Raw genomic sequence first — 26,592 nt, forward strand, 5'->3', positions numbered from 1 at the left:
TCTTTCGCCTCTTCGATTCGAGTCAATGACGATTCTTTCCACCAGAAAATTTTGGCTGTGAATCGCGAGTATCAAAGTCAGTCAGAATCGTACTGTTGCAGAAAGGTCAGCATCGAATCTTCCCGTTCTGGTATCGAGGATAGCGGGATCGAAATCGGGGATATCATGGCAGAGGCGGCACTGAAATTCGGCGCGGCGGAAACGCCGCTCTATCGCGAGGCACCGAACAATATCGAGGCCGAGCAGGCGCTGCTCGGCGCCATCCTCGTCAACAACGACGCCTTCTACCGGGTCTCGGATTTCCTCAAGCCCGCCCATTTCTACGAGCCGCTGCACCGCCGCATCTTCGAGGTGGCGTCCGAGCTGATCCGCATGGGCAAGATCGCGACGCCGATCACGCTCAAGACCTTCCTGCCGGCCGACGAGAAGGTCGGCGACATGACGGTGGCGCAATATGTCGTGCGGCTGGCGGTGGAAGCGGTCACCGTCGTCAACGCCACCGACTATGGCCGCGCCATCTACGACCTCGCCACGCGCCGGGCGCTGATCACCGTCGGCGAGGACATGGTCAACATCGCCTATGACGCGCCGGTCGACATGTCGCCCTCCGACCAGATCGAGGACGCCGAGCGGCGGCTGTTCGAGCTCGCCGAAACCGGCCGCTATGACGGCGGCTTCGAAAGCTTCAACGATGCAGTCAAGACCGCCGTCGACATGGCCAATGCCGCCTATATGCGCGACGGCCACCTGTCCGGCATCTCGACCGGCCTGCGCGACCTCGACCGCCGCATGGGCGGCCTGCAGCCCTCCGACCTGATCGTGCTCGCCGGACGCCCGGGCATGGGCAAGACCTCCTTGGCCACCAACATCGCCTTCAACATCGCCGAGGCCTATGTCCCGGCGCAGCAGGCCGACGGCACGTTCAAGGCCGCCAATGGCGGCGTCGTCGGCTTCTTCTCGCTGGAAATGTCGTCGGAACAGCTCGCCACCCGCATCATCTCCGAGCAGACCGAGATTTCCTCGTCGAAGATCCGTCGCGGCGAAATCACCGAGATGGATTTCGAAAAACTCGTCGCCTGCTCGCAGACCATGCAAAAGATCCCGCTGTTCATCGACCAAACAGGCGGCATCTCGATCGCGCAGCTTTCCGCCCGCGCGCGGCGCCTGAAGCGCCAGCGCGGCCTCGACCTCATCGTCATCGACTATATCCAGCTGATGCAGGGATCGAGCGCGCGGGCCTCGCAGAACCGCGTGCAGGAAATCACCGAAATCACCACGGGCCTGAAAGCGCTGGCCAAGGAGCTCGGCGTGCCGATCATCGCGCTGTCGCAGCTGTCGCGTCAGGTCGAAAGCCGCGACGACAAGCGCCCGCAACTCTCTGATCTGCGCGAATCCGGCTCCATCGAGCAGGACGCCGACGTGGTGCTGTTCGTCTATCGCGAGGAATACTACCTCAAGAACCGCGAGCCGAAGCTCGGCACCGAGGAATACGTCAAGTGGGAAAACGAGATGAACGAAGCGCGCGGCAAGGCCGAGTGCATCGTGGCCAAGCAGCGCCACGGACCGACCGGCACCGTCAGCCTCGCCTTCCACGGCGAATTCACGCGGTTTTCCGATCTGGCGGAAGAGCATCATCTGCCGGAGAGGTTTGAGTGATCTCTTGAGAAAGGCCTCGTTCCTTCACACCCCCCTCTGTCCTGCCGGACATCTCCCCCGCAAGGGGGGAGATTGGATGTCGCGTTGGCTTTCGCCAATCGTAGACGTTGCAAGATGGGTGCCGTCGCCAAAGCTGCTGATCTCCCCCCTTGCGGGGGAGATGGCCGGCAGGCCAGAGGGGGGTGCTGTCCCGCCGACCTCCGGCAATTGGCGACCGGCACAGCCCTGATGGCCAAATCGCGCGTTCAGTTCATCTGCCAGAATTGCGGCTCGGTGCATCAGCGCTGGGCCGGCAAATGCGATGCCTGCGGCGAGTGGAACACGCTGGTCGAGGAAGGCACCGCCGGCGGCATCGGCTCGGGGCCGGCCAACACGCGCAACGCGCGAAAAGGTCGCGCCGTGGTGCTGACCAGTCTCGCCGGCGACATCGAGGACGCGCCGCGCATCGTCTCTGGCATCGGCGAGCTCGACCGCGCCACCGGCGGCGGTTTTGTCCGCGGCTCGGCGCTGCTGGTCGGCGGCGACCCGGGTATCGGCAAGTCGACGCTTTTGACGCAAGCAGCGGCGGCGCTCGCCTCCAAGGGCCATCGCATCGTCTATGTCTCGGGCGAGGAAGCGGTCGCGCAGATCAGACTGCGCGCTCAGCGCCTCGGCGTCGCCTCGACACCGGTGGAGCTCGCCGCCGAAACCAATGTCGAGGATATTCTCGCCACCATCGCCGACGGCAAGCGGCCGGACCTCGTCATCCTCGATTCCATCCAGACGCTGTGGACCGACCTTGCCGATTCGGCGCCGGGCACCGTCACGCAGGTGCGGGCGGCCGCTCAGGCGATGATCCGCTACGCGAAATCCACGGGTGCGGCGATCGTGCTTGTCGGCCATGTCACCAAGGAGGGCCAGATCGCCGGCCCACGCGTCGTCGAGCACATGGTCGACGGCGTGCTCTACTTCGAGGGCGAAGGCAACCATCACTTCCGCATCCTGCGCACTGTGAAGAACCGTTTCGGGCCGACCGACGAGATCGGCGTGTTCGAGATGTCGGACAAGGGCTTGCGCGAGGTCTCCAATCCGTCCGAGCTTTTCCTCGGCGAACGCCACGCGAAATCGCCGGGCGCCGCGGTTTTCGCGGGCATGGAAGGCACCAGGCCGGTGCTGGTCGAGATCCAGGCGCTGGTCGCGCCCTCCTCGCTCGGCACGCCGCGCCGCGCCGTGGTCGGCTGGGACGGAGCGCGGCTGTCGATGGTGCTCGCGGTGCTCGAGGCGCATTGCGGCGTGCGCTTCGGCCAGCACGACGTCTATCTCAATGTCGCCGGCGGCTACCGGATCTCGGAGCCGGCGGCCGATCTGGCGGTCGCCGCCGCGCTGGTTTCATCGCTCACCGGTCTTGCCCTTCCCGCCGATTGCGTCTATTTCGGCGAAATCAGCCTATCGGGCGCCGTCAGGCCGGTTGCGCATGCGCAGCAGCGCCTCAAGGAAGCCGAAAAGCTGGGCTTTGGAAGCGCGGTGCTGCCGCTCGGCAGCGAGGAAGTTGCCGGGGGGATCGGGGCCGGCGCGTTCCAGCCCACCGAGCTTGCCGACCTTGTGGCGCGCATAGCCGGCTCACGGCGCGGCCGTGCCGACGTCGAGGAGTGATGCGGCTCATCAAGCCGCAAGACAGGAAGTGGGGCGAGAACCATGCCGATTACGCTGCTTGACGGAATCCTCGTCGGCTTCACCCTGGTCTCAGCCATGCTCGCCATGGTGCGCGGCTTCTCCCGCGAAGTGCTGTCGGTCGTTTCCTGGGCAGCAGCGGCGGCGGCGGCGTTCTTCTTCTACAAGCCGGTCCTGCCCTATGTGCAGCCCTATATCGACAACGACAAGATCGCGATGGCGGCTTCCGCCGGCATCGTCTTCTTGATCGCGCTGATCGTCGTCTCCGTCATCACGATGAAGCTTGCCGACTGGATCATCGATTCGCGCATCGGCGCGCTCGACCGCACACTCGGCTTCCTCTACGGCGCGGCGCGCGGCATCCTGGTGGTCGCGGTGGCGCTCCTGTTCTTCAACTGGCTGGCCGGCGCCAAGGCGCCCGCCTGGATCGCCAACGCCAAGTCGCGGCCATTGCTCGAGACGATCGGCGCCAAGCTCGAAAGCGTGCTGCCGGAAAACACCGAGGAACTGGTCAACAAATACACGCATAAGGGCACGCCGCAGGCCGGCGCGCCGGCCACCACCGACCAGCCCGCGGCCGAGCCGCCGGCCGGCGACGACAATGCGCCGGCGCCCGACGACAGCGAGGGCGAGGCGCCTGCCGACAACGAGCCGGCTCCGGCGCCCGCCCCAGCTCCCGCTCCAGCGCCGGCAAACTGACATCCAGGCCGGGCACAGCGCTGGCCTCAGGCAATTTGTGAATGCCTGACGAGGTGCGTTGCGTTCCGCGAGAGATCGCCCTATATGGCGGCTTTAGCGGAGCTTGAGCACCAGATGGCAGACTCAACGGCAGATGCAGGCAATGTCCTTTCCGCCGAGGCCGACGATCATTTCCACGACGAATGCGGCGTGTTCGGCATTTTCGGCCGGCAGGACGCGGCGGCCATCGTCACACTCGGCCTGCACGCCTTGCAGCATCGCGGCCAGGAAGCCGCCGGCATCGTCTCCTATGACGGCACCCAGTTCCATGTCGAACGCCATGTCGGCCTGATCGGCGACACCTTCACCAAGCAGCGCGTCATCGACAGCCTGCAGGGCAATCGCGCCATCGGCCATACGCGCTACGCCACGACCGGCGGCGCCGGCCTGCGCAACATCCAGCCGTTCTTCGCCGAGCTTGCAGAGGGCGGTCTGGCGGTCGCCCACAACGGCAACCTCACCAACGCGCTCACCGTGCAGCGCGCGCTGCAGAAACAGGGCTCGATCTTCTCCTCGACGTCAGACACCGAGACGCTGCTGCATCTGGTCGCGACCAGCAAGGAGCGCGATCTGAATTCGCGCTTCATCGACGCGGTGCGCCAGGTCGAGGGCGCCTTCTCGCTGGTGGCGATGACCGCCAAGAAGATGATCGGCTGTCGCGATCCGCTGGGCATCCGGCCGCTGGTGCTGGGCGACCTCGACGGCGCCTGGATCCTCGCTTCGGAAACCTGCGCGCTCGACATCATCGGCGCCCGCTTCGTGCGCGACATCAAGCCCGGCGAGATGGTGGTCATCACCTCCAAGGGTATCGAGAGCATCTTCCCGTTCGAGCCGCAGAAGACGCGCTTCTGCATCTTCGAATATGTCTATTTCGCGCGGCCGGATTCCTCGGTCGAAGGCCGCAACGTCTACGAAGTGCGCAAGCGCATCGGCGCCGAGCTGGCGCAGGAAAACCCGGTCGAGGCCGACATCGTCGTGCCGGTGCCGGATTCCGGCACGCCGGCCGCGATCGGCTTCTCACAGGCCGCCGGCATCCCCTTCGAGCTCGGCATCATCCGCAACCATTATGTCGGACGCACCTTCATCCAGCCCGGCGATTCGATCCGCCACATGGGCGTGAAGCTGAAGCACAACGCCAACCGCCGCATGATCGAGGGCAAGCGCGTGGTGCTGGTCGACGATTCGATCGTGCGCGGCACCACCAGCCAGAAGATCGTGCAGATGGTGCGCGACGCCGGCGCGAAGGAAGTGCATATGCGCATCGCCTCGCCGCCGACCAGCGCATCCTGCTTCTACGGCGTCGATACGCCCGAGAAGTCGAAGCTGCTCGCATCGCGCATGTCGGTCGAGGAGATGGCGGAGTTCATCCGCGTCGATTCGCTTGGTTTCCTGTCGATCGACGGGCTCTACCGCGCCGTCGGCGAGGCGCGCCGGGACAACGACCAGCCGCAATTTTGCGACGCCTGCTTCACGGGACAGTACCCCACCCGCCTGCTCGACTTCGAAGGCCACGACAATGTGCGCACGCTGTCGCTGCTGGCGTCGAGCGGATCGTAAGCCGGACCATCTTACGGAAGCTTTCACATGACCCTCGACCTTTCCGGCCGTGTGGCGGTCGTAACCGGCGCCTCGCGCGGCATCGGCTATTTCATCGCGAAGGAACTGGCGGCCGCCGGCGCGCATGTGATCGCCGTGGCGCGCACCGTCGGTGGGCTGGAAGAACTTGACGACCAGATCAAGGCCGATGGGCGCGGCCAGGCGACGCTGGTGCCGCTCGACCTGACCGACATGCCGGGCATCGATCGTCTCGGCGGCGCGATCCATGAACGCTGGGGCAAGCTCGACATCCTCGTCGCCAATGCCGGCGTGCTCGGCGTCATCTCGCCGATCGGCCATGTCGAGGCTAAGACCTTTGACAAGGTGATGACCGTCAACGTCACCTCGACCTGGCGGCTGATCCGTTCGGTCGATCCGCTGCTGCGGCTCTCCGATGCCGGCCGCGCCATCATCATGACCTCCAACGCGGCGCATTCGGCGCGCGCCTTCTGGGCGCCCTACGCGGCGTCCAAAGCGGCGGTCGAGACGATGATGCGCTCCTGGGCGCATGAGACCGAGAGCCTGCCGCTGAGGGTGAACGCCGCAGATCCGGGCGCGACCCGCACGGCGATGCGCGCGCAGGCCATGCCCGGCGAGGATCCGGAGACGCTGCCGCACCCCTCCGGGATCGCCAGGCGCATCGTGCCGCTGGCCAGCCCAGAGTTGAAGGAGACGGGCCTGATCTTCCAGGCCAAGCACAACCGCTTCGTCGCCTACAGGCAGCCGGAATAATTCGGGTTCAAAAACGCGTCGCGGCCGACTGAGCCCGCCTGGCGAAAGCCCTCTTCACGGGTCTGTGAACGGTGCTGCGGAAGCGTGTTCCGCCGCCCTGCTTTCGCCGCTCCAAGGGAGTTGCTAGGATCGGTCCGACTCCGACATTCAAGCAAAGCGAGGAATTCCCATGGCTGCTACTCCCAGCGTAGCGTTGGTCTGGTATCTGGTGATCGCCGGCCCACAAGGCGGCATGGTGGTGCTGCCCAGCACCTTCGACACCCGCGAACAGTGCACCAACGCCGTCACCGAATATCAGAAGCAGCCGACGCCGCAGGGCTGGGCCGTGCAATGCGTGCCGAGCGCCTCGCCATTTACGGATGAGGGCGATGCGGAGACGCCGTCGGCGCAGTAGCGGAGCACTCCCCCTCACCCAGCCTCCGCTTCGCTCGGCTGACCTCTCCCCGCTGGGGAGAGGAGGCTGTCAGCGCCGGCGCAAACCTCTTCTCCCCACCGGGGAGAAGGTGGCCGCGTAGCGGCCGGATGAGGGGGCGTCGCGCTTCAGCGCCCCGCGCTCACGCTCAGCGCCGGCTTGTTGTTGATCGTCTGGAACACCACGCAGTAGCGCTCGGTGAGCTTCATCAGTGAATCGATGCGCTCCCGCGGCTCGTCGGTGTCGAGGTCGAACTTCAGCCTTATCTCGCGAAAGCCGACCGGCGCATCGCGGGCGACGCCGAGCGTGCCGCGAAAATCGAGGTCGCCCTCGGCCTCGACGGCGGCGTTGCCGAGCTTGAACTCCAGCGCCGTCGCCACCGCTTTCAGCGTCACGCCCGCGCAAGCGACCAGCGCCTCCAGCAGCATGTCGCCCGAACATAGCTCGAGCCCCGAGCCGCCGGTGGCCGGATGAAGGCCGGCAATGGCGAGCGCCCTGCCCGTCTCCACCTTGCAGGCGATCGACCGGTCGTCGAGCGTGCCGCGCGCTCTCAGCGTGACCAGCGCCTTGGCCGCATCATCGCGATAGGCTTCCTTCAGCGGCGCTTGCATGGCCTTGAGTGCGGTGGCGTCCATTGGGTTGTCCTTCAGATACGTCTTTGTGGTTGATAGCACATAATTCAGCTTGGGTTCCTCGCCCCCATGAAATGGGGGAGAGGTGGCTCGGCGAAGCCGAGACGGAGAGGGGAGCGCCCTACGAAGGCCCCCTCTCCGTCCGCTTCGCGGACACCTCTCCCCCGCCTTTGGCGGGGGCGAGGAACCCAGGTCTTGAGACGCCCCTTTGACTTCCTTCGCTCCGGACATACCTTTGCGATGTCATTCCGCGTGGAGCCTTCATGCGATCCAAGCTCATCTCTTTCGCTTTCCTGGCGCTTGCCGCTTTCGCCCAGCCAGCCCTCGCCGCCGAGACACCCGAACGCCCCGCGCCGACCGGCGGCGTGCTGTCGCTGTTGCCGCCGCCGCAGGTGACCGAGCATTCGGTCACGCTCGGCGGGCGCAAGCTGGACTACCAGGCCAAGGCCGGCACGCTCTCGCTCCTGTCGGGCAAGGGCGAGGTCACGGCCGAGATCTTCTATGTCGCCTACACGCAGCAGTCGCCCGCCCCGGCGAAGGATCGGCCTATCACTTTCGTGTTCAACGGCGGGCCGGGCGCGGCGTCGGCCTATCTGCATCTCGGCGCGATCGGGCCGCGCATCGTCGAGACCGCAGCCGACGGCGAGTTCCGGCCACCGCCGCAAAAGCTCATCGACAATCCCGACAGCTGGCTCGACATGAGCGACCTCGTCTTCGTCGATCCGGTCGGCACCGGCTACAGCCGGGAGGCGCCTGGGCACGAGGGCAAAGAGTTCTGGAGCGCCGATGCCGACGCCAGCTCGGTCGGCGCTTTCATCCGGCTCTACCTGGCGCAGAACGGCCGCACCGGATCGCCGCTGTTCCTCGCCGGCGAGAGCTATGGCGGCTTTCGCGCGGCGCTGCTTGCCCGCACGCTGCAGGAGGATGTGGGCCTGAGCCCCAGCGGCATCGTGCTGATCTCGCCGGCGCTGGAATTCATGCTGGTGCGGCCCGACCAGTTCGACCAGTTGCACTGGGCGCTGGAGCTGCCGTCGCTGGCGGCGACCCGCCTAAAGGGCGATGGCGTGAGCGGCGACGCGCTGCGCGACAGGCTGGCCGAGGTCGAGCACTACGCGCTCGGCGACTACCTAACGGCGTTGAACAGCGGACTGGAGCAAGGCGGCAAGCTGGCAAGCGGACGCGTTTCGGAGCTCACTGGCCTGCCGCTCGAGCTCGTCCAACGCAACTTCGCCCGCATCCCGACAGGCCTTTTCGCCAAGGAATTCCAGCGTGCCACGGGCAAGGTGCTCAGCCCCTATGACGCCACCATCGGCACCGCCGACATCGCGCCGCAGAGTGCGCGTGACGTCGGCCCCGATCCGGTGCTCGACCGCAGCGTTCCGGTGCTGACCTCCGCCTTCGTCGCCTATGCCCGCGACGAGCTCAACTACCGCACCGATGTCAGCTACCGGCTGCTCAATGGCGAGGTCACCCGCAACTGGGACTACGGCACCTCGGGACAGGGCTATGCCGGCGTGATGAACGACCTGCAGCGCGCCCGCTCGCTCAACCCGGCGCTCGGCGTCGTCATCGTCAACGGCTATACCGACCTCGTCACGCCCTATCTCGCCTCGCGCTATCTTTTGAACCAGCTTCCTTCGCTGTCCGACGCCAAGCCGATCCGGCTCGATGTCGTCGAAGGCGGCCACATGATGTATCTGCGGCCGGACGGGCGGCGCGCGCTGAAGGATGCGGCATCGGAGCTTTACCAGGCGACGCAGTGAGCGCTACCGGCGGTCCCTGCTGCGGCGCGATGGTGAGGTCAGGAATCGGTACTACCGCTGGCCGTTGGCGGACGACGACCGGACAGGGCTTCAACGGCGTCTTCTATGCTGGCAGGCTGCCGCTCGACGTCCTCCAGATATAGTCGCCCGGCGACAATCTGACCGTCGACAATTTCGAACAGCGCGACCCCGCGCACCTCGAAGGGCTGCCCGTCGGAGCGAGTACCCGACCAATGCCATTCGATCCAGGTCGTGTCGCCGTCCTGGACCGAGCGCGTGACCGCCGCGTGGAAGTCGGGTATTCCCGCGAACATGGCCTCCCAGTTGGCCCGCATCTGGTCCCGCCCGACGAAGGCTCTGCCCGGGTGCGCCGGCTGTACGCTCCGATAGTTCTCGTGGATGAGAGCGGTGACGGCGTCGAGATCATGCGCGTTCATCGCGGTGACCAGGCGATCGATCACGTCAGTCATCGAACTTCCGGACTTGTGCAACGCAGGCATTGGCGCTCTCCGTGGTCTACTGCCGGTGCGAGCCACGCCGATCAATTCGCGCGCCTCAAAATTACCTGATCGGGCTATGGCCGTCCAGCATTGCAAGGCTCCGAACATGCTCGCTGCCTCCTTGCGCGATATCGTCAGCAACCACTTCTGAGTGGCTTCGTCCGCGCAAGCCCGCCTTAAGCATCGGGAGAATGCAGGTCGCTCGCCGCTGCCCCAATGCAAGCGCCCTGCTGGAGCAGCGCAGCTCTTGCGTTCACTCGTATAGCTGCCACCTCCAGGCAAGCAGATCGATACATGGCCGAAGTCGTCGTCCTCGATAGCCGCGAAAGGGTGCTGGCCGGCATCCTGTTCACGGCTTCCGCCTATTTCCTGTTTTCGGCGCAGGACGCCTCGATCAAGCTTCTGGTCGCCGGCATGACGGTCTGGCAGATCATGTTCGTGCGTTCCATCACCGTGCTCCTCGCCTGCGGCGCGATCGGCGGGAAGCGGCTGTTCGCCGATACGATCGATTCGCCGATCGTCAAGCCGATGCTGGTGCGCAGCGCCTTCACGCTGGCCGCCTGGCTTTGCTACTACAACGCCGCCCGCTCGCTGCAGCTCGCCGAGCTCACGACCATCTATTATGCCGCGCCGATCATCGTGACCGTGCTGTCGGTGCTGATCCTGGGCGAGACGGTGCCGCTGTTGCGCTGGACCGCGGTGTTCATCGGTTTCGTCGGTGTCTTCATCGCCTGCGATCCGACGCGGCTCGGCCTTTCCGTGCCGGTGCTTCTGGTGCTGGCCGCCGCGGTTTTGTGGGGCATAGCCGTCGTGCTCATGCGCAAGACCGCCATGCAGGAGCGCACCATGATCCAGCTCGTGCTCAACAATTTCTATTTCCTGCTCTTCTCGGCAGTACCGGCGCTGATCTGGTGGTGCATGCCCGACGGGCCGCAGCTCCTGCTGCTCATCAGCGTCGGGGCACTCGGCGGGGTGGCGCAATATGTGCTGTTCGAAGGCATGAAGCGCGCGCCGGTATCGATCGTGGCGCCGTTCGAATACACCTCGCTGGTGTGGGCCTTCGCGCTGGGCTTCGCCATCTGGGGCGACGTGCCGCGCACGGAGGTGTTCATGGGCGCGGCGCTGATCGTCGGCGCCGGCCTGCTAATCGTCGGCAACGAGCATTTCCGCAAGCGGGAGCAGGCCTGATGACAGAAGGCTGTCAGGAGCAACCAGGTAGGCTGGCGCCATGACGGACACGCTCGATATGCCGCAGAAGCTCACGCTTGGCGCCGCCGACGCAGCGGCCGAGCGCACGCTCGGCATCATCCTGGTGTCGGCATCGGCCATCGCCTTCGCGCTTACCGGCGTGCTGACCAAGTCGATCCATGCCGATCCGCTGACCATCACCTGCTGGCGCGGTTTTTTCGGCTCGATCCTGATCACGCTCTATGTGCTCTGGCGCCGGCGCCGCTCGGGCGGGCGCGAGAGCCTCAGATTGGGCTGGCGCGGCTGGCTGCTGGCGGTCGAGGGTGCCGCCGCTAGCATCGCCTTCATCTCGGCCTTCAAATACACCTATGTCGCCAATGTCGCGGTCATCTACGCGACATCGCCCTTCATCGCCGCACTGCTTGCCTTCCTTCTGGTGCGGGAGAAATTCCGGCTGCAGACGATGCTGGCAGCGGCCGTGTCGCTGTGCGGCGTCGCCATCATGGTTGGCGGCGGCCTCGGCAGCGGCCATCTGTTCGGCGACGGCCTGGCGCTTTTGATGACTGCCGGCAGCGCGCTTTACATGATCACGGTGCGCGCCTTCCGCGACTCGCCGGTTGTCTGGGCGGGCGCGGTCTCGGCCTTCCTGCTCTTCGTGCTCGGCTGGTTCGTCACCGATCCGCTGGCCGTCTCGACGCGCGACGTGGTGCTGCTTGCCACCTTCGGCTGCTCATTCGCCCTGGCCTCGATCCTGTGGACGGAAGGCTCGCGGCTCATTCCGGCGGCCGAATCCGGCCTGCTGGGCTCGGCCGAAGTGCCGTTCGCCATCCTGTTTGCCCTCGTCTTCCTCGGCGAAACCCCGCCCATGGCCAGCGTCATCGGCGGCGCCATCGTGCTTTGCGCGGTCTTTGCCCATGCCGGACGCGACTGGCTGAAGGCGAAATCGGCGCGCTCGTAAAAATATTTTGCCAATCGCGGAACCATCATCCGGTTCAGGCATTGTTAGATCGACGGGTCACCCCCCAAGTCCCCCCAAACCCCTCGACCCGTCCGACTAGAAGCCGACCCGCAAAAAGGTCGGCTTTTTCTTTGGGGACTTCCTGGCCGATCATCACGGCAGGGTCAGGCCGTCGCCGAGCAGTTCCACCAGATCTCGCGCCGGGCGCGGAGCCTGGCGGCTGAGCCGGATGGCGAAGTCGGCAATCGGCAAAGGCGGCAGGTCGACATCGGCGGGCGCTTCCACGATGCCGGAATGGGCAAAACGCCGGGTGCGCGGCGTCAGCGCGATGCCGGCATTGACCGCGCTGCGCAGGCCGGCAAGGCTGGCGCTGCCGGCGGCGATGCGATAGCGGCGGCCGGCAGCGTCGAGCGCGTTGAGCGCCGCCTCGCGGAAGCCGCAATAGGGATCGAGCAGCGCCAGCGGCACGGCTTCGGACCGAGCCGCCAGGCCTTTTTCGGAGCAGAGCCACAGCATCTGCTCGCTGATCACGGCCGTTTCATCCGGCGACGGGGCGTGGCGCATGGTGATCGCGAGGTCGAGTTGGCCCGCCTGCACCGCCGACCCGAGTTCCAGGGAACGGCCGACACGCAGCTCGATCCGGACGCGGGGATGGCTGGCGGCGAAGGCCCTCAGCAGGTCCGGCAACCCGTGGTCGGCGAAATCCTGCGTCATGCCGATGGCGATGCGGCCGCCGGCGCGCGCGCCTTTCAGCGCCAGCCACGCCTCGGTGTGCACGGCAAGGATGCGCCGGGCATGGCCGACAAGATCCTCGCCGGCCGGCGTCAGCCCGCGCCCCCTGCCCTGCGGGATGAGCAGCGGCTCGCCGACGATTTCTTCGAGCCGCTGCATCTGCGCGGTCACCGCCGATGGCGTGCGGCCGACAGCGGAGGCGGCCTTGGCCAGCGAGCCGCCATCGACGAAGGCGAGGAAGGTTTTCAGCAGGTCGGGATCGAGCATTTCCATGCTTCGATGATATCGAAGTATCCATCAAAAACAATTCGATTTTATTGAATACATGCCGGTGACATGATCCTCTCATCGAAGGCGAAGCGCCCAACCCAAGGAGAGAAAAATGCCGATCATCAACATCAGCGTCACCAGCAAGCCTGACGCGAAGCTGTCCGCCGCGATCGCCAAGGACATCACCGAGATCACCGCCAAGGAGCTACGCAAGGACCCGACAATCACCGCGGTCGCGGTCAACTACATCGACCCGCAACACTGGTTCGCCGGCGGCAAGTCGCTGGCCGCGCACGGGACCAAGACGTTCTGGCTGGATATCAAGGTCGTCGACGGCACCAACACCAAGCTCGAGCTCGAAGCCTATCTGAAGGCGATCTTCGAGGCTTTCGGCCGGCTGCTCGGCGGCGTGCATGAGGAAAGCTATGCCTTCGTGCATGAGGTACCGGCGGCCGCCTATGGCTACGGCGGCAAGAGCCAGGAGTTCCGGTTCATCAGCGGGAGGCTGAAGGCGGCATGAGGGTGTTGTGCTCGCTCCTCCCGCCTGGACGGCACGCTATCCCGCGGGAGGATGAAGTCTTGTATCCAGCGCGAAATCCTCCTGCAGGTGCGGCTTGTAGAGGCCGCTCGCCTGGCCGGGATCGAACACCAGGTTCCAGCTGTGCTGGGACACAGCGCTCGGAATCAGGAACAAGGGGTGGTCCGCCAGCAGACCGTCGCCAAATTGCTGCTGCCCTGCGCTTGGAATGCCTGGCCGAAGCCAGTTCGCGTTTGGGATATCGCCGATTTCCACGACATGAATTTTCGAAGGATCGGCGATCTCGAATGCCGTCAGCACGTGGCGGACAGTATCCAGCGTCCGGAATCCCTTGTGTACGGCCACCTCGAGAATGGCGGTCGAGGGGTCTATGGATGCATAGACAGCCCTTACCCCTTTGCTGTTCCACCTTCCTCCGAGTTTGAAGGCTCCCTCGCCGCTGTCCCAGCTTGCCTGGAAGCGTTTGTGGTCAAGTCTCCAGCCGAGGACTTCTCCCGTCCCCAGATAACCCGGCAAAGGCGTCACGCGTAGACACCATAGTCAAGCCGTTCGAGGAATTCCTGCACAAGCATAGTGCCCGCCGCCGTGGCCAAGAGGTCGATCGGTCGCCGGTTGTCCAAGCCCATGGCGGGCTCAATCATCCATTTCTCGGCCGCTTCCTGAGTGCCAAGAACGGACGTGGCCTTGGTGAGAACCCTGGCGAAATTCCAGGTCCTTGAGCCCTGCTCGCGATTGAGTGTCCGGGAGTGATCCGATTTGTGCCGCTGAAATGTCCGCTCGCTCATGCCGAATGCAGCCTCGAAGGCATCCGCTTCGATGACGGTCAGTTGCCTGACAAGGCTTTCCAGGGCCTGGCTTGGAATTCCGTGCAGGATCATTTCATGGGCCTCGAGCGGGCTGGATACCGAGGATCCAAGAACCTTCGGCCCGCCGAACAGATCGACCAGCCGTTCGAACTCCGGCTCCATGTGTGGTGCTTCGGCGAACCCCGCCGGGAAACTGGCCATGTTCACGTCTCCGTCACGTGTCATATTATTTACGACACTTGTCACGATGTTTCAAGTGGCGATCGAAGTAGTGCATCACTCCGCATTGACCTTGCCCGCGCTTCCGCTACCCTCTGCCACCAAAGCGGCCGCTCAAGAGCCGCGTCCTGGAGGAGACTGGGAGAGCGGCATGATCCTGACCCTGGCGCTGCTGGCGGGCCTTGTCTTTGCCTGGCTGCTTATCGCCGTGATCGAAAGGTTCCGGCTCGACCTGCGTTTCACCCAGGCGCTGCTCTATGTGCCGTTCAAGCTCGCCTACCGCATCGCAGACAACCGCATCCGCATCGCCCGCAGCGCCAAGACACCGGTCATCTACGTGGTCTCGCACCAGTCGCGCATCGAGCCGGCGCTGATGCTGTCGCTGCTTCCCGACGACACGCTGCATATTCTGGACGAGGCTTCGGCGCGCTCGCCCTGGCTGGAGCCTTGGCGCGAGCTTGCCCGCACCATCGCCTTCAATGCCGAGCATGTCTTCGTCAGCCGGCGGCTGGTGCGCGTGCTGAAGGGCAAGGGACGGCTCGCCGTCTACCTGCCGGACAATGTCGAGCCGGACGTCAAATCCTTCCGGCTGTTTCGCGCCATCACCCGCATCGCCATGCAGGCCGATGCCCGCATCGTGCCGATCTTTGTTGCCGGCACGCGCGACCTGCCGGTGTCGCTGACGCCGAAGGAGAAAGCGCCCCGCCACTGGTTCCCGCGGCTTTCGGTGAGCGTGCTGGAGCCGATGACCATCGCCGAGCTGGTGGCGCGCAATCCCGACATGGCCTCCAACACCAACGCGCTGTTCGACCGGTTCGCAGAGGCGCGGCTTTTCGGCGCCAATCTCGACCGTGGCCTGTTCCTCGCCATGCGCGACGCCGCCGATCGCGTCGGTCCGTCGCATCCGATCATCGAGGACGTGATTTCGGGTTCGCTCAGCTACCGCAAGCTGTTCATCGGTGCGCGCGTGCTCGGACGCCGTTTCGAGGCGGTGACGGCGCCAGGCGAAGCGGTCGGCGTGCTCCTGCCCAACGCCAATGGCGTGGTGCTCACCTTCGTCGGCCTGATGTCGGCGGCCAGGGTTGCGGCGATGATCAACTACACCGCCGGCCCGGCGAGCGTGACCGCGGCGATCCGCACCGCCGTCATCCGCACCGTGGTGTCCTCCCGCGCTTTCGTCGAAAAAGCCGGCATCGACGACATCATTGCCGCGGTCGAGGCGGGCGGCGCGAAGATGCTGTGGCTGGAAGACGTGCGCGCCGGCGTGACGGCGCTGGACAAGGTCGCCGCCGCGCTTTTGTGGCGCTTTCCGCTGCAGCGGCAGCAAGCCTCGAAGCCCGCTGTCATCCTGTTCACCTCCGGCTCGGAAGGCACGCCGAAGGCGGTGGTGCTGTCGAACCGCAGCCTGCTTGCCAATGTCATGCAGGCCGAGGCGCGCGTTTCCGTCTCGCCGGCCGACATCCTGCTCAACGTACTGCCGGCTTTCCATTCCTTCGGGCTCACCGGCGGCACCATCCTGCCGCTGGTGCTGGGCGTAAAGCTGTTCCTCTACCCCTCGCCGCTGCACTACAAGATCATCCCCGAGATCGCCCGCAAGGTGAAGCCGACCGTGATGTTCGGCACCGACACGTTCCTGGCTAACTATGCCCGCACCGCCAAGGACGGCGACTTCTCCAGCCTACGCTTCGTCGTGGCCGGCGCCGAGGCGGTGAAGCCGGAGACGCGACGCACCTACCGCGACCGCTTCGAGGCCTCGATCGTCGAAGGTTTCGGGCTGACCGAGGCCGCGCCCGTGGTGGCGGTGAACACCGCCATCCACAGCCGCGACGGCACGGTCGGCCGGCCGCTGCCGGCCATCCGCATAAAGCTGGAGCCCGTTGAAGGCATCACCGAGGGCGGCCGGCTGTGGCTAGACGGACCGAACATGATGATGGGCTACATGAGCGCCGACCGCCCCGGCGAATTGCAGCCGTTGGAAGGCTGGCACGACACAGGCGACATCGTCTCGATCGACCGCGAGGGCTTCATCACCATACGCGGCAGGGCAAAGCGCTTCGCCAAGATCGCCGGCGAGATGGTGTCGCTGGGCGCCGTCGAGATGCTGGTGCAGTCGCTGTGGCCGGAAGAGCGCCACGCGGCGGTGGCCGTGCCCGACAAAAGGCGCGGCGAACGCATCGTGCTGGTCACCACCGCCGACGACGCCAATGCCGAGGAACTGCGCCAGTTCGGCAAGAAGGCCGGCGCCGCGGAGTTGATGGTGCCCAACGACATCATCAAGGTGGAAGAGATCCCGGTGCTGGGCTCGGGCAAGACGGATTACGTCTCGGCCCGCAAGCTAGCGATCGACAGGCTGGGGTCGGGCGTGGCGGCGTAGGCGCGCGCTTACCCGATATCCGAAGGCGGCACCTTCTCGCCCTCGCGCATGGCCCGCTTCGAATAAGCGCGCACCGAGAACGGCAGGAAGAGCAGATAGCCGGCGACCGAGGCCGTCAGCGTGTACCAGGGATAGGTCATCAGCAAGAGGATGTAGAGCACCACGCCCAGGATGACCGGCAGCACCCTGTCGCCCGGCACCTTGACGCTTTTGCCCGAATAGACCGGCAGGCGGCTGACCAGCAGAAATGCGACCAGTACCGTGAAGCCGGTGGCGATAAAGGCGGCCGGGCGGCTCGGCTCCAGCCCGAGCCGCAGGAAATAGAGATAGAGCGGCAGCATGACCAGCACGGCGCCCGCCGGAGCCGGCACGCCGACGAAATATTCGGACTGCCACGCGGGCTGGTCGGTGTCGTCGGCCAGCACGTTGAAGCGGGCGAGCCGCATGCCACAGGCGATGGTGAACAAAAGCGCGGCGATCCAGCCCGGCGAACCGGCGCGGTCGAGCAGGAAGGCGTAGAGCACCAAAGCCGGCGCCACGCCGAAATTGACGATGTCGGCCAGCGAATCCATCTGCGCGCCGAATTTCGAGGTGGCCTTCAGCATGCGCGCCAGCCGCCCGTCGATGCCGTCGAGTAAGGCGGCGAGCAGCACCATGACCACCGCGATCTCGAAACGGTTCTCGAAGGCGAAGCGGATGCCGGAAAGGCCGGCGCAGATGGCAAGCACCGTAACCAGATTGGGCAGCACCATGCGCATCGGGATCTCGCGGATGCGCGGACCGCCGCTGGCATGGGCCTCGAATTTTTTGAAGGGCGCGCCCAACGCTCAGGACACCCTGACCAGGGGCGTGACCGCCGTGCCGCCGAATTCGGCAAGCACGGTCTCGCCGCCAACCGCTGTCTGGCCGACCGCGACGCGCGGCACGGCGCCCGACGGCAGGAAGACATCGACGCGCGAGCCGAAGCGGATCAGGCCGAAACGCTCGCCGATGGCGATCGTGCCGCCGGCCTCGGCCCAGCAGACGATGCGCCGCGCCACCAGGCCGGCGATCTGAACGGCGGCGATCGTGCCGTTTGGGCTGTCGATGACCAGGCCGTTGCGCTCGTTCTCGGCACTGGCCTTGTCGAGCTCGGCATTGAGGAATTTGCCCGGCTTGTGCTCGATGCGGGTGATCCGGCCACGCACCGGGGCGCGGTTGATGTGGCAGGAAAACACGTTCATGAACACCGAGATGCGGGTCATTTCGCCCGGGCCTAGGCCAAGCTCGCTCGGCGGCACGGCCGGGCCGACCGCCGAGATCACGCCGTCAGCCGGGCTCACCACCAGCCGGTCGTCGACCGGCGTGACCCGCTCGGGGTCGCGGTAGAAATAGACGCACCAGGCGGTGAGGATCAGCCCGATCCAGAACAGGATCGAGGAGAAATAGCCGAGAAACAGCGTCGCAGCGGCGAAGGCGGCGATGAAGGGATAGCCTTCGCGATGGATCGGAACGAACGTATTCTTGACCGAGTCGAGAAGCGTCATAGGGCTGGGGACGGTCCCTGTTTCAGGTTGCGCCTCAATAGCGGAAAGCCCCCCTCCCCGCAACGCAACAATGGGGAAGAGTGGGGAGACCGGGCACAGCGATGATAGCCTCGACTTTCAACAAGACTGTAGGAACCCGGCCGCCTCATCCGTCCTAGGCTGGCGAACCCGCCAAACGGAGCCAGCCAAATGTCTTCATCGAGCAGCGTCAGGAAAGCCAATATCGTCACCGAGGGCCTTGCCTTCGGCGAGTCGCCGCGCTGGCATGACGGCCGGCTCTGGCTGTGCAACTGGGGAACCGGCGAGATTGTCGCTATGGCCGAGGACGGCAATAGCGAGGTCATGCTCACGGTGCCGGCCGTCCTGCCCTATTCGATCGACTGGCTGCCGGATGGACGATTGCTCGTCGTATCCGGGCGCGAAGGCCTTCTGCTCGGGCAGGAAGCGGATGGAACGCTCGCCACTCATGCCGATCTCCGAGGCCTGTCGAAAAACCCCTGGAATGAAGTCGTGGTCGATGGGCGCGGCAACGTCTACGTCAATGGCGGCGGGCCGGCACCAGCGCAGGGCGAGCATTTCGGACCGGGCACGATCGTGTTGATCACACGGGACGGCTTGGTTCGGCAGGTCGCCGAGAATATCGCTTTCGCGAACGGCATGGCGGTGACGCCGGACAACCGGACGCTGATCGTCGCCGAATCCCACGCCAACCGATTGACCGCCTTTGACCTCGCGGCGGATGGCGGCCTTTCCAACCGGCGCGTCTGGGCCGATCTCGGCAACGACTATCCCGACGGCGTCTGCATCGATGCCGAAGGCTGCGTCTGGTATGCTGATGTACCGAACCGGCACTGTGTCAGAGTGCGCGAAGGCGGCGAGAAAATCGACCGGGTCGAGGTCGATCGCGGTTGCTTTGCCTGCATGCTGGGCGGAGCCGACGGCAGGACGCTTTTCATCCTCGCCGCCGAATGGCGCGGTTTCGAGCATATGGTGAGCGACGCCCGCACCGGTCAGGTGCTGAGCATCGCCGTATCCGCGCCGGGAGCCGGATGGCCTTCCTACACCTCCGGCACGCGCTGGTAGTTGGCGATGTCGGCCTTGACGCCGAGCCGCGCGATGGTTTCCTGCGCGCTGAAGGCGATGCGTTCGTGGGCCGCCTTGACGATCGGCACCACCTTGTCGACGGCGTCCTGGCTTTCCCACTCGACCATGGTGACGATGTTGAACTCGCCCGGGCCGGAGAATTGTTCGAGCAGGAAATCCTGCACGAAGCCTTCCTGCCGGCGCAGCAATTCATGCGTCATGAAGACCCTGCTCAGGATTTCGTCGCGCGCCTCGGCCGGCACGACGAATTTGTCGACCCGGAACACGCTGCCGGTGCGGTGATTTTCAGTGCTCATTTCGATCTGTCTCCGATTTGGACGGTTGCCTGGCAGGTGGCTCGGAGACGGTTTGCAAGCTCAAGATAGGTTGAGGTCAAGGGGGATTTTCGACTGCTTGGAGGCGCGGCGCCGACGCTGCTGATCTCCCCCTTGTGGGGGAGATTAGCGCTCCATCGTCTCAGCTTACCTCCGCCGTTCTCCTGCGCACGATCACGCCCAGCTCGTCGCTTTCCCGCGCGATGCGCAGGCGCTCCTCTGCCTCGGTCGCCTCGCGCTGGCGGTCCCACATCGAGGCGTAGAGGCCGTGTTTGGCCAGCAGCGCGGCATGCGTGCCGCGCTCGGCGATCTGGCCGTCCTTCAGCACGATGATCTCGTCGGCCGAGACCACCGTCGACAGGCGGTGGGCGATGACGATGGTGGTGCGGCCCTTGCTGACCTGGTCGAGCGCGGCCTGGATTTCCTGCTCGGTGTGGCTGTCCAGCGCCGAGGTCGCCTCGTCGAGCATCAGGATCGGCGGCGCCTTGAGGATGGTGCGGGCGATCGCCACGCGCTGCTTTTCGCCGCCCGACAGCTTTAAGCCCCGCTCGCCGACCATCGACTTGTAGCCTTCGGGCAGCTTGTCGATGAAAGGGCCGATCTGGGCGAGCTCGGCAGCCTTGCGCACCTCCTCCTCGCTGGCCCCGATGCGGCCGTAGCGGATGTTGTAGGCGATGGTGTCGTTGAAGAGCACGGTGTCCTGCGGCACCATGCCGAGCACAGCGCGCAGGCTCTCCTGGGTGACGTCGCGGATGTCCTGGCCGTCGATCAGCACCTGGCCGGACTGCACGTCGTAGAAGCGGAACAGAAGCCTGGAAATGGTCGACTTGCCGGCGCCTGACGGGCCGACAATCGCCACCGTCTTGCCGGCGGGCACCTCGAAGGAGACGCCCTTTAGGATCTTGCGGTTCGGATCGTAGGAGAAATGCACGTCGCGGAACTCGACCTTGCCGGGGCCGACCTTCAGCGGCTTGGCGTCCGGCCTGTCGACGATCTCCTGCGGCACGTCGAGCAGGTCGAACATGTGCTCGATGTCGGTCAACCCCTGCCGGATCTCGCGGTAGATGAAGCCGATGAAATTGAGCGGCACCGAAAGCTGGATCAGCATGGCGTTGATGAAGACGAAGTCGCCGACGCTCTGCGTGCCGGCCTGTACTTCCAGCGCCGACATGCACATGACGACGACGGTGCCCAGGCCGAAGATGAGGCCCTGGCCGAAGTTCAGCCAGCCGAGCGATGTCCAGGTCTTGGTCGCGGCGATCTCATAGCGCGCCATCGAGCGGTCGAAACGCTCGGCCTCCATGCGCTCATTGGTGAAATATTTGACCGTCTCGAAGTTGAGCAGCGAGTCGATTGCCTTGGTGTTGGCGTCGGTGTCGCTATCATTCATGTCGCGGCGGATCGAGATGCGCCAGTCGCTGGCCTTGACCGTGAACCAGACATAGAGCCAGACGGTGACGGCGACGACCGCGACATATTTCCAGCCATAGGTGAAGGCGAAGATGCCGGCCGTCAGCGCGAATTCGAGGATGGTCGGCGCCGTGTTCAGCATGATGAAGCGCACGATCGTCTCGATGCCCTTGGTGCCGCGCTCGATGATGCGCGACAGGCCGCCGGTGCGGCGCTCGAGATGGAAGCGCAGCGACAGCTCGTGCATGTGGACGAAGGTGCGGTAGGCGAGCTGACGCACCGCATATTGCCCGACGCGGGCAAACAGCGCGTCGCGCAACTGGTTGAAGCCGAGCTGGACCAGGCGCAGCACGTTATAGGCGATGACCAGCGCCACGGGCGCGAGCAGGAAGGACGGCAGCGGAGGCGGCGTCTTGGCGGCATGAGCCAGCGCATCCGTCGCCCATTTGAAGAAATACGGGCCGGCAACCAAAGTGAGCTTGGCCACGACCAGAAGCAGCGTCGCCCAGGTGACACGAGCTCTGAGATCGGCGCGCTCGGCCGGCCACATATAGGGCCAGAGGTTGCGCAGGGTCGTGAGAGTGCCGGCTTCGGCGGATACGGTCTTTTCGGCCACTAGTCTTGCCTTTTGGGTGCGGGGCAGCAGGAAGCAACGAGTTGGTTGAGCGAGGCGGAGACGCCCGCGAGCGCGATATGGTCGACCGCGTAGCGGGAGCGCTGGCGGTCGGCCTCGAAGCGGACGAGCCCGGCCTCGACCAGGATCTTCAGGTGCTGCGAAACGGTCGATTGGGCGAGGTCGAGATGGTCGACCACCTCCCGGCACGAGCAGCAGGAGCTGGCCGAGAGGCGTTTCAGGATCTCGATGCGCGCCGGATGCGAGAGCGCCGCCAGGCGCAGCGCGACGGCGCGGCTGTCAGCGCAACGGCTTTCGGGGGATTCGGTCATCGTCCATCGGCGATAGACGATGGATGATGGGAGGGCAAGCTAGGCGGATGGGTAGATTGAGGTGAGGCGCCCGCCATTCGCGTTCGTCATCCTAGGGCGGAGCGCCGCGCAGCGGCGCGCAGACCCTAGGATCCATGCCGTTACCTCAGAACATCCCGGCGATCGGGAATTCTCACCTGTCCTGGCCGATGGCACTAAACAGCGCCATTCTGCACCGCTGCATCCTTCGGCAGCCGTCACGGCATGGATCCTAGGGTCTGCGCGCGTCGCTTCGCTCCTTGCTCCGCCCTAGGATAACGAAATCGCTACTCCGTCTTCGGCGTGGTCATTTGCTCGCCCATGGCCTTCAGGTCGGCATCCTCGCCTTCCTTGGACTTGGACGGCACCTTGAACACCTGGCCCGGCCAGATGCGGTCGGGATCGCGGATCTGGTCCTTGTTGGCGAGGTAGATGGTCGAGAAGCGCGTGCCATGGCCGTAGACGCGCCGCGAGATGCGCCAGAGCGTGTCGTTGCGGCGGATGATGACGGCGCCGTCGGCATGTTCGAGCTTCGGCGCGACCGTCTCGGCCACGTCGGCCGACGGCGTCGCCTCCGCGACCTTGGCCGGAACCTCGGCGGGCTTACCCGCTTCGGCCGTTGCCGCCGGTTTGGCTTCCGCGGCCTGGGATCCGGCGCCCTGGACCTGTGCGAGTTTGGTCTCGGCCGGCTTGGCCTCGCCGGTCTTCGTCTCGTTCGGAGCGACGGCTGCGATCGACTCGCCGGGTTCACGCTCGAACGGCACGGCGGCGCGGGCGACGACCTTGACGCCGTCGCTGTCCAGGCCATCGACATGGATGGTGTAGTTGCCGACCGGGATGTCGCGGGTCGCTTCGATCAGGAAATGGCCGTCGGCGGAGGTCTGCGCATCGCCGAGCAGGATGGCGTCGGCATAGGCGCGCACCTTGCGGCCGGGATCGGCCGTGCCTGCAACGAAGATCTTGCTGCCGTCGATCTCGACCGCTTCGACGGCGATCTTGGGCTCGGCTGCAGCCGGCGCGGTTGCCTGGTCCGTGGCGGCCGGCGCGGTCGTGGCCGAGGCCGTATCGGATGCAGCCGGCGCGGTCGTTGCGGGGGCCCGGGCTGCCGGTGCCGCCTGACTGGTGGTGGCCGGCGCCGCCGGCTTGGTCTCGGCCTGCGGCATCGTGATCAGTTGCGAGGCCTTGCCCGGTTCCTCGACCATCGCCAGAACCTGGCCGGTCGGGCTTTGCGGCACCGAGACGACAGCGGTCTGGGCCGAGGCGATGGCCGTGCCGCCAACCGTCTGGCGCAGCGTGATCGTATAGTCGCCGGGCTTCAGCGGATCGTCGAGCACGATGGCGAAGGCGCCGTCGGGGCCGGAATCGGTCGAGCCGAGCACCGTGCCGCCACTCAGGATCTCGACCTTGGCGTTGGGCGCGGCGCTGCCGGCGACGACGATCGAGCCGTTGCTTTCGACGCGCACGACATCGAAGGTCGGCAATGTCGGGCCCCCCGCGGCGGCAGGCGCCTGGGCGGCTGGAGCGGTCGCGCTGTTGGCCGATGCCATCGTGTTGGCCGGCGCCATGGCATTGTTCGCCGGCGCCATGGTATTGGCGGGCGCCATTGTGTTGGCCGGGGCCATCGTGTTTGCTGGAGATTGCGGCACGCGCGACTCGGTGGCCGTGCTCGAGGATTCAGCCGGTTTCGCATCGGTCTGCGGAAGCGCCGCGACCTGCGCCGGTTTCTGGTTGTTGATGTAGGGATCGAGCGCACCCGACCCGTAGGCGACCGCCGCGACGACGGCCACGCCGCCCGCCGCGAACAAGAACGCCTTAGAAGGATTGATAGCCATAACTTTATATTGCCCCCTTAGCCACCTAACGCCCGGTCTAGCGTGTTTTCTCCACGCTCACAAGAAAAAGCCCGTCCGCGGGCTTGACCGCGCCAACCGTCCCCATCACCAATCATCGCCATGAACACGATTCGATCCGTCTGCGTCTATTGCGGCTCGTCTCCGGGCCGCGACGAGGCCTATATCAAGGCCGGCCACACGCTTGGCCGCTCGCTTGCCAAATCCGGGTTGCGCCTCGTCTATGGCGGCGGCACCAAGGGCATCATGGGCGCCGTCGCCGATGGCGCGCTCAAGGCTGGCGGCAAGGTCACCGGCATCATCCCGCGCTTCCTGATCAACAGGGAAGCGACCGAAACCGCGCTCGACAAACTCGACGAATTGCTGATCACCGACAACATGCACGAGCGCAAGCACAGCATGTTCGAAAAATCCGACGCCTTTGTGGCGCTGCCCGGCGGCATCGGCACGGTGGAGGAGATCGTCGAGATCATGACCTGGGCGCAGCTCGGCCATCACCGCAAGCCGATCGTCTTCGCCAACGTCAAGGGGTTCTGGGACCCGATGCTGGCGCTGATCGAGCACATGTCGGAGGAAGGCTTCATCCACACCGCGCATCGCGTGAAGCCGCTGGTGGTCAACGACCCGGAAGCGATCGTCGCCGCCATCATGGTGGCAGGCTCGTCCGTCGACGCGCCGACGGAAGGCGTGCAGTCGGTGATCGACAAGATGTGAATAGCGAATAGCGAATAGCGAAATGGGTACATCGCAGATCGAAGTCTGTCGACTGCTAACTATTCACTACTGACTACTGACTACTGACCATTCATCATTCACCACTCACCGCCCTCCTCAAATCCCCAATCACCGCCCTGCGGTCATTCCGCCGCCAGGCCAGATGGATCGACACGCTGCGCTTGAACCAGGGCAGGTCGCGGAAGACCACGCCGGGAGGGGCTGCGCTTCGCAGGCTTGCCTGGACCGTGGCGAGGCCGAGGCCGGCGCTGACCAGGCCGAGCGAGGTCAACGGATCGGCCGTCTCATAGGCGATATCGGGCACGAAGCCGGATTCGGCGCAGGCCGCCAGGAACTGCGCCCGGTTGGTGCCGCCGGGCTGGCGCACGACGGTGATCCAGACGCGGCCGTCGAGATGGGCGGGTTGGACGTCGGCGGCACCGGCCAGCGGATCGCTTTCGGGCATAGCGAGCACCAGCGGCTCGCGCCGCGCCACCAAGCTTTCAAGGTCGCGATCGCCCTCAGGCGCGGGCGAATAGACGAAACCGAGGTCGAGCACGCGCTGCCTCAGATCCTCGAACTGCTGCGCCGTTCGCCGGCTGCGCAGCTGAAGGTGGAAATGCGGGCGCTCGCGGCGAAAATCCTTCAGCATCGCGGCAACCAGCCCGGCATGCACCGCGCCTTCGACATAGCCGATGGCAAGGCTGCCCGCGGCACCGCTGGCGAGGTTGCGGCCGATTTCTTCCAGCCGCGCCGCGTTGGCAAGCAAGGCGCGCGCCTCGGCGAGGAAGGCCCTGCCCTCGGCATTGAGGTGAACGCGCTGCTTCGCCCGCTCGAACAAGGTGACGCCGAGCTGCTCCTCGAGCTGGATGATCTGCCGGCTCAAGGGCGACTGCGAGATGTGCAACTGCTCGGCGGCACGGCCGACATTGCCGGCCTCGGCGACGGCGACGAAATATCTTATCTGGCGCAGGTCGAGCATTTTTTCGCTCCAACAGATCAAGACCTCATGGGTCTCAATTATAGCCTAATCAGTCTTGGACAGTCTGGCTAGTCAGCGCGATATCTCCGGCATCGACCAGCCACGAAGGAGACCGCCATGCAGTTCTTTGCCCTGCTCACCCGCAACACACAGAAATTCAGCGATGCCGATTTCGCGCCGTTGCTCCCGCCGGAATCCGAACAGCGCAAGACGCTCTACGTGCAAGGCGCCGTACGCCAGATCTGGAACCGCGGCGACGTTCCAGGCACGGGCATCATGTTCGAGGCGGCCGACGAGAAGGAAGTGCGCGGCCATCTCGCCACGCTGCCACTGATCGAAGCCGGCATGATGGCCATCACGGCGATCGTGCCGCTCAACCCCTATCCGGGTTTTGGACCGAAGCGGTGAAGAAGGCCCGTCGGTAAGGCTGCTGCAGCGAGCGCGGCAGCCTCAGGGCCAGGCATCCTGCATCGCGTTCACGGACAGCCATGCCATCATCGGCAACGCGACCAGGAGAGCCAGCCCCAGCCCCGCCGAGCGCGCCTGGTCGGGTTCCTGACGCTGAAGCCGGCGCCAGATCTGAAATGCAGCGGCCAAGATGAGCAGCGCGTAGAAGCCGGCCAGCAACCACAGCGCCGTCTGGCCGGATATCGCGATGCCGTTGTTCTCGAGCACCTTGCCGATCAGCATGGCCGGCCCGGCGACGAAGAAGGCGATGGCGATGCCGAACAGGAAGCCGATCATCGCGCCTGGAAAGGACGTCGCCGACAGCGCCACGAGCAGCCCCAGCAGGATGAGCAGGGTGATGAACGCGCGCTGGCTCATGGCCACATTCCCCAATCGGACGCGGAAGAATCTACCAGTCTGGCCTTAACTCCGCGTAACGGCGTGACCGGTCTTCGAATCACAGGCCGGGTGCAGCATGGCCGAGACCTCCCCCTTGCCGGCAACGGAACCGTCGCTAT

At 65.4% G+C, this 26,592-nt stretch carries 27 protein-coding genes; 14 read left to right on the forward strand and 13 right to left on the reverse strand.

All coding sequences use genetic code 11. The annotated features are described in order from the left end of the window. The first annotated feature begins 165 nt into the window (after window positions 1-165). The 6 genes from EN852_RS24985 to EN852_RS25015 all read left to right on the forward strand — a co-directional run bounded on the left by EN852_RS24985 (window position 166) and on the right by EN852_RS25015 (window position 6,766). Window positions 166-1,656, forward strand: a complete 1,491-nt coding sequence (locus EN852_RS24985) for a replicative DNA helicase (protein ID WP_127877813.1) — start codon at window positions 166-168, stop codon at window positions 1,654-1,656. A gap of 228 nt (window positions 1,657-1,884) precedes the next feature. Next, on the forward strand, window positions 1,885-3,288 hold the full coding sequence (gene radA, locus EN852_RS24995; protein WP_095816085.1) for a DNA repair protein RadA: 1,404 nt from the start codon (window positions 1,885-1,887) through the stop codon (window positions 3,286-3,288). 42 nt (window positions 3,289-3,330) lie between these two features. Then, window positions 3,331-4,005, forward strand: coding sequence for a CvpA family protein (locus EN852_RS25000; RefSeq protein ID WP_042637922.1), 675 nt, complete (start codon window positions 3,331-3,333; stop codon window positions 4,003-4,005). Window positions 4,006-4,119: 114 nt separating this feature from the next. Continuing rightward, the gene (gene purF, locus EN852_RS25005) at window positions 4,120-5,601 is read left to right on the forward strand and encodes an amidophosphoribosyltransferase (protein ID WP_127864898.1); all 1,482 of its coding nucleotides are present in this window, start codon (window positions 4,120-4,122) and stop codon (window positions 5,599-5,601) included. A 27-nt stretch (window positions 5,602-5,628) separates the two neighbouring features. Beyond that, window positions 5,629-6,372, forward strand: coding sequence for an SDR family NAD(P)-dependent oxidoreductase (locus tag EN852_RS25010; protein WP_127877811.1), 744 nt, complete (start codon window positions 5,629-5,631; stop codon window positions 6,370-6,372). A 169-nt stretch (window positions 6,373-6,541) separates the two neighbouring features. Beyond that, the gene (locus EN852_RS25015; protein WP_027165524.1) at window positions 6,542-6,766 is read left to right on the forward strand and encodes a hypothetical protein; all 225 of its coding nucleotides are present in this window, start codon (window positions 6,542-6,544) and stop codon (window positions 6,764-6,766) included. 146 nt (window positions 6,767-6,912) lie between these two features. On the opposite strand, the gene EN852_RS25020 is transcribed toward EN852_RS25015, so the two are convergent. Beyond that, on the reverse strand, window positions 6,913-7,419 hold the full coding sequence (locus EN852_RS25020) for an OsmC family protein (protein ID WP_127877809.1): 507 nt from the start codon (window positions 7,417-7,419) through the stop codon (window positions 6,913-6,915). A gap of 260 nt (window positions 7,420-7,679) precedes the next feature. Here EN852_RS25020 and EN852_RS25025 point away from each other — a divergent pair, with 260 nt between their 5' ends. Beyond that, the gene (locus tag EN852_RS25025) at window positions 7,680-9,179 is read left to right on the forward strand and encodes a peptidase S10 (RefSeq protein ID WP_127877807.1); all 1,500 of its coding nucleotides are present in this window, start codon (window positions 7,680-7,682) and stop codon (window positions 9,177-9,179) included. Window positions 9,180-9,217: 38 nt separating this feature from the next. Here EN852_RS25025 and EN852_RS25030 read toward each other — a convergent pair whose 3' ends face one another. Beyond that, a complete protein-coding gene (locus tag EN852_RS25030) occupies window positions 9,218-9,649 on the reverse strand; it encodes a nuclear transport factor 2 family protein (protein WP_189546159.1) in 432 nt (143 codons plus the stop codon). 324 nt (window positions 9,650-9,973) lie between these two features. On the opposite strand from EN852_RS25030, the gene EN852_RS25035 reads away from it, so the two are divergent. Together EN852_RS25035 and EN852_RS25040 are read left to right on the forward strand one after the other, a co-directional pair. Beyond that, on the forward strand, window positions 9,974-10,867 hold the full coding sequence (locus EN852_RS25035) for a DMT family transporter (RefSeq protein WP_127877803.1): 894 nt from the start codon (window positions 9,974-9,976) through the stop codon (window positions 10,865-10,867). 40 nt (window positions 10,868-10,907) lie between these two features. Beyond that, window positions 10,908-11,825 (forward strand): DMT family transporter, encoded by a 918-nt coding sequence (locus tag EN852_RS25040; RefSeq protein WP_246694384.1) that lies wholly within the window; start codon window positions 10,908-10,910, stop codon window positions 11,823-11,825. A gap of 153 nt (window positions 11,826-11,978) precedes the next feature. On the opposite strand, the gene EN852_RS25045 is transcribed toward EN852_RS25040, so the two are convergent. After that, on the reverse strand, window positions 11,979-12,830 hold the full coding sequence (locus tag EN852_RS25045; protein WP_127877801.1) for a LysR substrate-binding domain-containing protein: 852 nt from the start codon (window positions 12,828-12,830) through the stop codon (window positions 11,979-11,981). Between the two features lie 109 nt (window positions 12,831-12,939). On the opposite strand from EN852_RS25045, the gene EN852_RS25050 reads away from it, so the two are divergent. Beyond that, the gene (locus tag EN852_RS25050; RefSeq protein WP_127877799.1) at window positions 12,940-13,347 is read left to right on the forward strand and encodes a 4-oxalocrotonate tautomerase family protein; all 408 of its coding nucleotides are present in this window, start codon (window positions 12,940-12,942) and stop codon (window positions 13,345-13,347) included. Between the two features lie 36 nt (window positions 13,348-13,383). On the opposite strand, the gene EN852_RS25055 is transcribed toward EN852_RS25050, so the two are convergent. Further along, entirely contained in the window at window positions 13,384-13,890 is a 507-nt protein-coding gene (locus EN852_RS25055; RefSeq protein ID WP_127877797.1) for an RES domain-containing protein, read from the reverse strand. Next, entirely contained in the window at window positions 13,887-14,372 is a 486-nt protein-coding gene (locus tag EN852_RS25060) for an antitoxin Xre/MbcA/ParS toxin-binding domain-containing protein (protein WP_127864887.1), read from the reverse strand. The genes EN852_RS25055 and EN852_RS25060 overlap by 4 nt, the downstream gene beginning before the upstream one ends. 169 nt (window positions 14,373-14,541) lie before the next feature. On the opposite strand from EN852_RS25060, the gene EN852_RS25065 reads away from it, so the two are divergent. Then, window positions 14,542-16,764 (forward strand): AMP-binding protein, encoded by a 2,223-nt coding sequence (locus EN852_RS25065; RefSeq protein ID WP_127877795.1) that lies wholly within the window; start codon window positions 14,542-14,544, stop codon window positions 16,762-16,764. Window positions 16,765-16,772: 8 nt separating this feature from the next. Here EN852_RS25065 and EN852_RS25070 read toward each other — a convergent pair whose 3' ends face one another. Both EN852_RS25070 and EN852_RS25075 read right to left on the reverse strand, forming a co-directional pair. Further along, window positions 16,773-17,516 (reverse strand): phosphatidylcholine/phosphatidylserine synthase, encoded by a 744-nt coding sequence (locus EN852_RS25070; protein ID WP_246694391.1) that lies wholly within the window; start codon window positions 17,514-17,516, stop codon window positions 16,773-16,775. A 75-nt stretch (window positions 17,517-17,591) separates the two neighbouring features. Further along, complete coding sequence (locus tag EN852_RS25075) at window positions 17,592-18,329, reverse strand: phosphatidylserine decarboxylase (protein ID WP_281407804.1); 738 nt, start codon at window positions 18,327-18,329, stop codon at window positions 17,592-17,594. A 150-nt stretch (window positions 18,330-18,479) separates the two neighbouring features. On the opposite strand from EN852_RS25075, the gene EN852_RS25080 reads away from it, so the two are divergent. Further along, window positions 18,480-19,373: an SMP-30/gluconolactonase/LRE family protein gene (locus tag EN852_RS25080; protein WP_127877789.1), complete on the forward strand. Its 894-nt coding sequence runs from the start codon at window positions 18,480-18,482 to the stop codon at window positions 19,371-19,373. Here EN852_RS25080 and EN852_RS25085 read toward each other — a convergent pair. The 4 genes from EN852_RS25085 to EN852_RS25100 form a co-directional block, all read right to left on the reverse strand. Further along, window positions 19,349-19,690, reverse strand: coding sequence for an antibiotic biosynthesis monooxygenase (locus EN852_RS25085; protein ID WP_127877787.1), 342 nt, complete (start codon window positions 19,688-19,690; stop codon window positions 19,349-19,351). The two genes, EN852_RS25080 and EN852_RS25085, sit on opposite strands and share 25 nt — an antisense overlap. A 160-nt stretch (window positions 19,691-19,850) precedes the next feature. Next, the gene (locus EN852_RS25090) at window positions 19,851-21,734 is read right to left on the reverse strand and encodes an ABC transporter ATP-binding protein/permease (protein WP_127877785.1); all 1,884 of its coding nucleotides are present in this window, start codon (window positions 21,732-21,734) and stop codon (window positions 19,851-19,853) included. Then, window positions 21,734-22,063 (reverse strand): metalloregulator ArsR/SmtB family transcription factor, encoded by a 330-nt coding sequence (locus EN852_RS25095; protein ID WP_127877783.1) that lies wholly within the window; start codon window positions 22,061-22,063, stop codon window positions 21,734-21,736. Before EN852_RS25095 ends, EN852_RS25090 begins: the two co-directional genes overlap by 1 nt. 305 nt (window positions 22,064-22,368) lie before the next feature. After that, complete coding sequence (locus EN852_RS25100) at window positions 22,369-23,913, reverse strand: LysM peptidoglycan-binding domain-containing protein (RefSeq protein WP_127877781.1); 1,545 nt, start codon at window positions 23,911-23,913, stop codon at window positions 22,369-22,371. Between the two features lie 120 nt (window positions 23,914-24,033). Between EN852_RS25100 and EN852_RS25105 the strand changes: the two genes are divergently transcribed. After that, complete coding sequence (locus tag EN852_RS25105) at window positions 24,034-24,645, forward strand: TIGR00730 family Rossman fold protein (protein ID WP_127864877.1); 612 nt, start codon at window positions 24,034-24,036, stop codon at window positions 24,643-24,645. Between the two features lie 94 nt (window positions 24,646-24,739). Here EN852_RS25105 and EN852_RS25110 read toward each other — a convergent pair whose 3' ends face one another. Next, window positions 24,740-25,627: a LysR family transcriptional regulator gene (locus EN852_RS25110; RefSeq protein ID WP_127877779.1), complete on the reverse strand. Its 888-nt coding sequence runs from the start codon at window positions 25,625-25,627 to the stop codon at window positions 24,740-24,742. A 117-nt stretch (window positions 25,628-25,744) separates the two neighbouring features. Between EN852_RS25110 and EN852_RS25115 the strand changes: the two genes are divergently transcribed. Beyond that, window positions 25,745-26,035, forward strand: a complete 291-nt coding sequence (locus EN852_RS25115) for a muconolactone Delta-isomerase family protein (protein ID WP_127877777.1) — start codon at window positions 25,745-25,747, stop codon at window positions 26,033-26,035. Window positions 26,036-26,077: 42 nt separating this feature from the next. Here EN852_RS25115 and EN852_RS25120 read toward each other — a convergent pair whose 3' ends face one another. Beyond that, entirely contained in the window at window positions 26,078-26,452 is a 375-nt protein-coding gene (locus EN852_RS25120) for a hypothetical protein (RefSeq protein WP_127877775.1), read from the reverse strand. Window positions 26,453-26,592 lie beyond the last annotated feature (140 nt).

Source organism: Mesorhizobium sp. M2E.F.Ca.ET.209.01.1.1 (assembly GCF_004010375.2).
Taxonomy (GTDB): domain Bacteria; phylum Pseudomonadota; class Alphaproteobacteria; order Rhizobiales; family Rhizobiaceae; genus Mesorhizobium.